Origin of the sequence: Mesorhizobium sp. M4A.F.Ca.ET.022.05.2.1, assembly GCF_003998845.1 — a bacterium.
Classification (GTDB): Bacteria; Pseudomonadota; Alphaproteobacteria; order Rhizobiales; family Rhizobiaceae; genus Mesorhizobium.
The window spans coordinates 1-5,804 of record NZ_RZOJ01000380.1 but is presented as its reverse complement, the minus strand read 5'-3'; the positions used below and the strand labels follow the sequence as shown (position 1 = coordinate 5,804).

The following is a 5,804-nucleotide window of genomic DNA, read 5'->3' as shown; positions in this document are numbered from 1 at the left end:
CTGTAGCCCATCATGCGCGCCGTCGCCGGCTTGATCTGCATCAGGCCGATCTCGCCGGCGCTGCCGACGATGTTCGGCCGGTAATTGCTCTCGATCTTGATGACCGCCTTGGCCAGCGACACCGGCACGCCTTCCGCCGCCGCATAGCGGGCGATGATCGCCGAGTACTGGCCGCCGTCGGCCGCTGCCGCCGCCGCTGTCGACTCTGCCGCGGTGCTCGGGCGGATCGAGGCTGTGGTCGTCAGGTCGATCGTCTTCCTGTTGCGCTGCACACGCCGCTTCGCCGTCGCTTTCCTGGCTTTCACCGCGGCGACCTTTTGCACCTTCGCGGTGGTCGTCTTTTTTGCTTTCGGGCTCTCCGCGGCCTTCGGCGCGGTTTTGCCGGCTACGGCGATGAAGCCGCTGTCGGCCCGCAGGCTCTGGGGCGCGGCATTCGCGGCCCCGATGGCAAAAGTCATTACACCGGCAGCAACGGCTGCCGTCAAGACGGTCAAATTTCGCATGTGGTCCTGTTCTGTTAGAACCGCGCGAAGAACTTCACGCGGCGACACCAAATCAATATCGAAACATCCGGGAGGCTAGACGTCCGATAAATTGCACGGATCGCCTTTGACGGTCGATTTGGCGGCAAAGAAGGCGGCGCAAGTCACTTTAAGTGACAGATTGTAATTTAGCGACGCAAAATGAACTATTTGGCTGGGATTGCCTTCATGGAAGCAAGCAGCCTTTGCAGCGTGCGGATTGTCGAGCCGTCAGCCATTCCATCGACCAGCCGCGGCCGGAAATGCCGCTGAAAAGCCTCGACGACGATTTCGGTCTGGCGGTCGAACATACCGGATATCTCCGCACCGTAGCCATAAAGCGCCAGCATCGACTGCAGCGCCTCGACATCGCTCCCCGTGTCGCCGGTTTTCAGCGTCGCGCCCTGCCTGACCGGCGCAGGCGGCACGAGATGGCCGATGCCGGCCGCAAACAGGGTCTTCCAGGGGAATTTCTCGCCCGGATCGACTTTGCGACCCGGCGCCACATCGGAATGGGCGAGCACGCGCTGCGCCGCAATGGAATGGCGTTGCACGATGCCTTTGCACAGGCCGATCACCGCATCGATCTGCCGCCTGGGGAAATCGGGATAACCGAGCGAATGGCCGGGATTGACGATCTCGATGCCGACAGAGCAGGAGTTGATGTCCGTTCGCCCGAACCACGAGCTCTTGCCGGCATGCCAGGCGCGGTCGCTTTCGCGAACCATTTGCACGATGCGGCCGTCTTCGTGGATCAGATAGTGAGCGGACACATCGCTCGCCGGATCGCACAGCCACGCTTCGGCGCCGGGTCCGGTCGCCATGCCCGTATAGTGCAGCACGATCATGTCGGGTTTCAACGTCTCGCGCCGCGGGCCGAAATTCGGCGATACCCTGACCTCGGCGCCTGGCTGGTCGGGCAGGAAACCGCTCATGCGTGCCTGAGGCCCCGTTCGATCATCTCATAGGCGGCATTGATCGCCGCGAGCCTGGTGGTGGCGATCTTGATGAATTCCTGCGGCAGGCCGCGCGCGATCAGCCGATCGGGATGATTGTCCGAGACCAGTTTGCGGTAGCGCTTCCTGACCTCCTCGAACGGCTTTCCGCGCTCGATGCCGAGCACGACATAGGGATCGCCGGCGCCGAGATTGACGTGCCTGGCCAGGATGCTCTGATAATGTGCCTCGTCGATGCGGAAGATCTCGGCGATACGGTGCAGGAACCGGCCTTCGTGCTCATGAATCAGCCCGTCGGCCTTGGCGATGTGGAACAAGCCGTCGAGTATGTCTTCCAGCATCATGCAGTTCGCATGGCCGGAGCCGCACAATTGCGCCATGCGCTGGGCATAGATCTCGAAGCCGGCCACATCGCGCTTGGCTAGGTCGTAGAGCCGCGCCACATTGCGCGTCTCTTTCGGCGGCACATCGAATATTTCCTGGAAGGCGCGCACCTCATCCTGGGTGACGATGCCGTCAGCCTTGGCCATCTTGGCCGAGAGCGCGATCATCGCTACCGAAAAGGCCACGCGGCGGCGCAGATCGGCATCGCCGGAGAAAACCGTTCGCACGGCTTCGACGACATCGGCGACGCCCGATGACGCTGAAGACGTAACACGAACGATGAAGTCGCCGAGGCGGTCCCAAATCGACATGAGGCTTCTTAGTGCGAACTGCCCACCGCTATCAAGCGCAGACAGTGCCGCAGGCCCATTGGGTCCGGGTCATATGATGTTGCTGGCGCAAGCCTCTGGCGCCGGTAGCTGAAAAGAAAGAAGGCCGGTAGGGGACCGGCCTTCTTCGCCTTGTGAACTACTGCGCGGGCGCAGCAGGTGCTGCCGGAGCCGGTTCGGCTGGTTTCGTAGCGTCAGGAGCCGGAGTAGCCGGCTTCATAGGCTCTTCGGCGGCCGGCGGATTGGTGCTCTGGGTTGTGGTGTTGTCCGTCCCGCTGTCGCTGCAAGCCGCAACTCCGAGCAGGGCGAGCGCCGAAAGGGACGCCAGAATGAGCTTCTTCATGATATCTCTCCTTCAATCGACGCTCACATTCTGGTGAGCGGTCGAAGGAGAAATGCATCAGCCGGCGTGGAGTTTCGTAACGTTGCATTTCCGCATGTAACATCATCTGGGCGATTGCCGGCCGCCGAATGGCGCACTAACAGGATAAGCCAAGCACCAGATTACGCAGGGAAAATTCCAGGAGCCGCGATGACCGAAAAATGGGATTTCTGGATCGACCGCGGTGGCACCTTCACCGACGTCATCGGCCGCGACCCGCAAGGCGGACTGCATGCTCGCAAGCTGCTGTCAGAAAATCCGGAAGCCTATGCGGACGCTGCCATCCAGGGCATTCGCGACCTGCTTGGACTGAAATCCAGTTCCGCCATTCCGCCGGGGCTGATCGGCGACATCAAGATGGGCACCACTGTCGCCACCAATGCGCTGCTCGAGCGCAAAGGCGACCGTGTGCTCCTGCTTACCACCAAGGGTTTTCGCGACGCGCTTCGCATCGCCTATCAGGCACGCCCGGATATCTTCGCCAAGGAGATCATCCTGCCCGAACAGCTCTATGAGCGCGTCGTCGAGATCGATGAACGCGTGCGCGCCGACGGCTGGGTCGAACGTTTGCTCGACGTCGCCGCCTGCCACCCGGCAATCGAACAGGCCAAAGCCGACGGCATCGATGCGGTCGCTATCGTCTTCATGCATGCCTGGAAATATCCCGACCACGAGAAGGCTGTCGCCAAAGTCTGCCGCAAGCTCGGCTTCGCCCAGGTTTCTGTCAGCCACGAGGTCTCGCCGCTCATCAAGCTGGTCGGCCGCGGCGACACCACCGTGGTCGACGCCTACCTGTCGCCGATCCTATCGCGCTACGTGCAAAGGGTGGCGGGCGAACTGGGTGCCGGCCCCCGCCTGATGTTCATGATGTCGTCAGGTGGTCTCACCGCCGCCGATATGTTCCAGGGCAAGGACGCGCTGTTGTCCGGCCCGGCCGGAGGCGTCGTCGGCATGGTCGAGACGGCGAAGCTCGCCGGTTTCGAAAAAGTCATCGGCTTCGACATGGGCGGCACCTCGACCGATGTCGCCCACTATGACGGCGAGTATGAGCGCGCCTTCGACACCGAGGTTGCCGGCGTGCGCATCCGCGCGCCGATGATGCGCATCCATACCGTTGCCGCCGGCGGAGGCTCGATCCTGCACTATGAGGCGGGCCGCTTCCGCGCCGGGCCGGATTCCGCCGGCGCCAATCCCGGCCCGGCCGCCTATCGGCGCGGCGGCCCGCTCGCCGTGACCGACGCCAACGTCATGCTCGGCAAGCTGCAGCCCGATTACTTCCCGGCGATCTTCGGTCCCGGCCAGGACCAGGCGCTCGACGTCGACACCGTGCGCGAAAAATTCACCGCGCTGGCCGCCGAGATCGGCGATGGCCGCTCGCCCGAGGCGGTCGCCGAAGGCTTCGTCACCATCGCCGTCGAGAACATGGCCAACGCCATCAAGAAGATCTCGGTGCAGCGCGGCTATGACGTCACTGAATATCTCTTGAACTGCTTTGGCGGCGCTGGCGGCCAGCACGCCTGCCTGGTCGCCGATGCGCTCGGCATGGAAGCGGTGCTGATCCATCCCTTCTCTGGCCTGCTATCGGCTTATGGCATCGGCCTGTCGTCGGTGTTCGCCTCGCGCCAGCAGGCGCTGCTCAAGCCGCTCGCCGAAGAGTCCAGGACGGCGATCGACGAGCTTATCGCAACGTTGAGGAAAGCCGTCATCGCTGAATTCGCGGCACAAGGCATCGCCGAGAGCGCGGTCGCTTCCAGGCCCGTCCTGCAGATCCGCTATGACGGCACCGACACGGCGCTGCCGGTGAATTTCGCCAGCGGCTCAATATTCCAGGCGAGGCGCGATTTCGAAGTCGCCCACAAGGCGCAATTCGGCTTCGTCTATGACGATAAGCCGATGATCGTCGAGACCGTCGGTGTCGAAGGCACCGATACCGGCGGCGGCGGCCGCGACGAAAGTGAATCGGAAATGGAAGATCTTGCCGCAAGCCCTCCCAGGACGCGCAAAATCTTCACCGAAGGCGAATGGCGCGAAGCCGGCATCTTCCGGCGCGAAGCGCTCAAGTCCGGCAACAGGGTGGCCGGTCCCGCTCTGGTCATCGAGCCCAACCAGACCATCATCGTCGAGCCCGGCTGGCAGGCCGAGATCACCGCCAGGAACCATGTGCTGTTGCGGCGAACCGAGAAGAAACGCCGCCAGGCAGCGCTCGGCACCGAAGCCGATCCGGTCATGCTGGAGGTCTTCAACAACCTCTTCATGTCGATCGCCGAGCAGATGGGCGTGACGCTGCAGAACACCGCCTATTCCGTCAACATCAAGGAACGGCTGGATTTCTCCTGCGCCGTCTTCGACCGCCATGGCGCGCTGGTCGCCAACGCGCCGCACATGCCGGTGCATCTCGGCTCCATGGACCGCTCGGTCGAGACCATCATTCGCCTGAATTCCGGCGACATCCATCCGGGCGACGTCTTCGCCCTCAACGCCCCCTACAATGGCGGCACGCACCTGCCCGACATCACCGTGGTGACGCCGGTGTTCGACGATGCGCGCAAGGAAATCCTGTTCTGGGCGGCCTCGCGCGGCCATCACGCCGATGTCGGCGGCACCGCGCCCGGCTCGATGACGCCTTTAGCCACCACGGTCGACGAGGAAGGCGTGCTGTTCGACAATTTCCGCATCGTCGATCGCGGCCGCTTTCGCGAGAAGGAACTGGAAACGCTGCTCACCGACCACCCCTACCCGGCCCGCAATCCGCACCAGAACGTCGCCGACCTCAAGGCGCAGATCGCCGCCAACGAGAAGGGCGTTGCCGAATTGCGCAAGATGGTCGCGCATTTCGGCCTCGATGTCGTCGAGGCCTATATGGGCCACGTCCAGGACAATGCCGCAGAGAGCGTGCGGCGCGTGCTGGAACGGCTTCCCGACACCTCCGACTATGAATATCCCACCGACACCGGCCAGGTGATCAGGGTCAGGATTTCTGTCGATCGGCAAAAGCGCGAAGCAACGGTCGACTTCACCGGAACCTCGAAGGTGGAAAAGAACAATTTCAACGCGCCGGAACCCGTCGCCCGCGCCGCCGTGCTCTATGCCTTCCGCGTCATGGTCGAGGACATGATCCCGATGAACGCCGGGTGTCTCAGGCCGATCAACATCGTCATCCCCGACGACTGTATGCTGAAGCCTTCATATCCGGCAGCAGTCGTCGCCGGCAATGTCGAGACCTCGCAGCATG

The 5,804-nt window shown here is 63.0% G+C and carries 5 protein-coding genes; 1 reads left to right on the top strand and 4 read right to left on the bottom strand.

The window, feature by feature from the left end:
* The 4 genes from EN745_RS28150 to EN745_RS37255 form a co-directional block, all read right to left on the bottom strand.
* Nucleotides 1–458: transglycosylase SLT domain-containing protein (locus EN745_RS28150; RefSeq protein WP_127422761.1), on the bottom strand; the 458-nt coding region annotated here is incomplete at its 3' end.
* Nucleotides 459–688: 230 nt separating this feature from the next.
* Entirely contained in the window at nucleotides 689–1,456 is a 768-nt protein-coding gene (locus EN745_RS28145) for an N-acetylmuramoyl-L-alanine amidase (protein ID WP_127422760.1), read from the bottom strand.
* Complete coding sequence (locus EN745_RS28140; protein WP_126053887.1) at nucleotides 1,453–2,172, bottom strand: DnaJ family molecular chaperone; 720 nt, start codon at nucleotides 2,170–2,172, stop codon at nucleotides 1,453–1,455. The genes EN745_RS28145 and EN745_RS28140 overlap by 4 nt, the downstream gene beginning before the upstream one ends.
* 157 nt (nucleotides 2,173–2,329) lie before the next feature.
* On the bottom strand, nucleotides 2,330–2,533 hold the full coding sequence (locus tag EN745_RS37255; RefSeq protein WP_126053886.1) for a hypothetical protein: 204 nt from the start codon (nucleotides 2,531–2,533) through the stop codon (nucleotides 2,330–2,332).
* Between the two features lie 189 nt (nucleotides 2,534–2,722).
* On the opposite strand from EN745_RS37255, the gene EN745_RS28130 reads away from it, so the two are divergent.
* Nucleotides 2,723–5,804 (top strand): hydantoinase B/oxoprolinase family protein (locus EN745_RS28130; protein ID WP_127422759.1); only part of this gene is annotated, 3,082 nt, incomplete at its 3' end.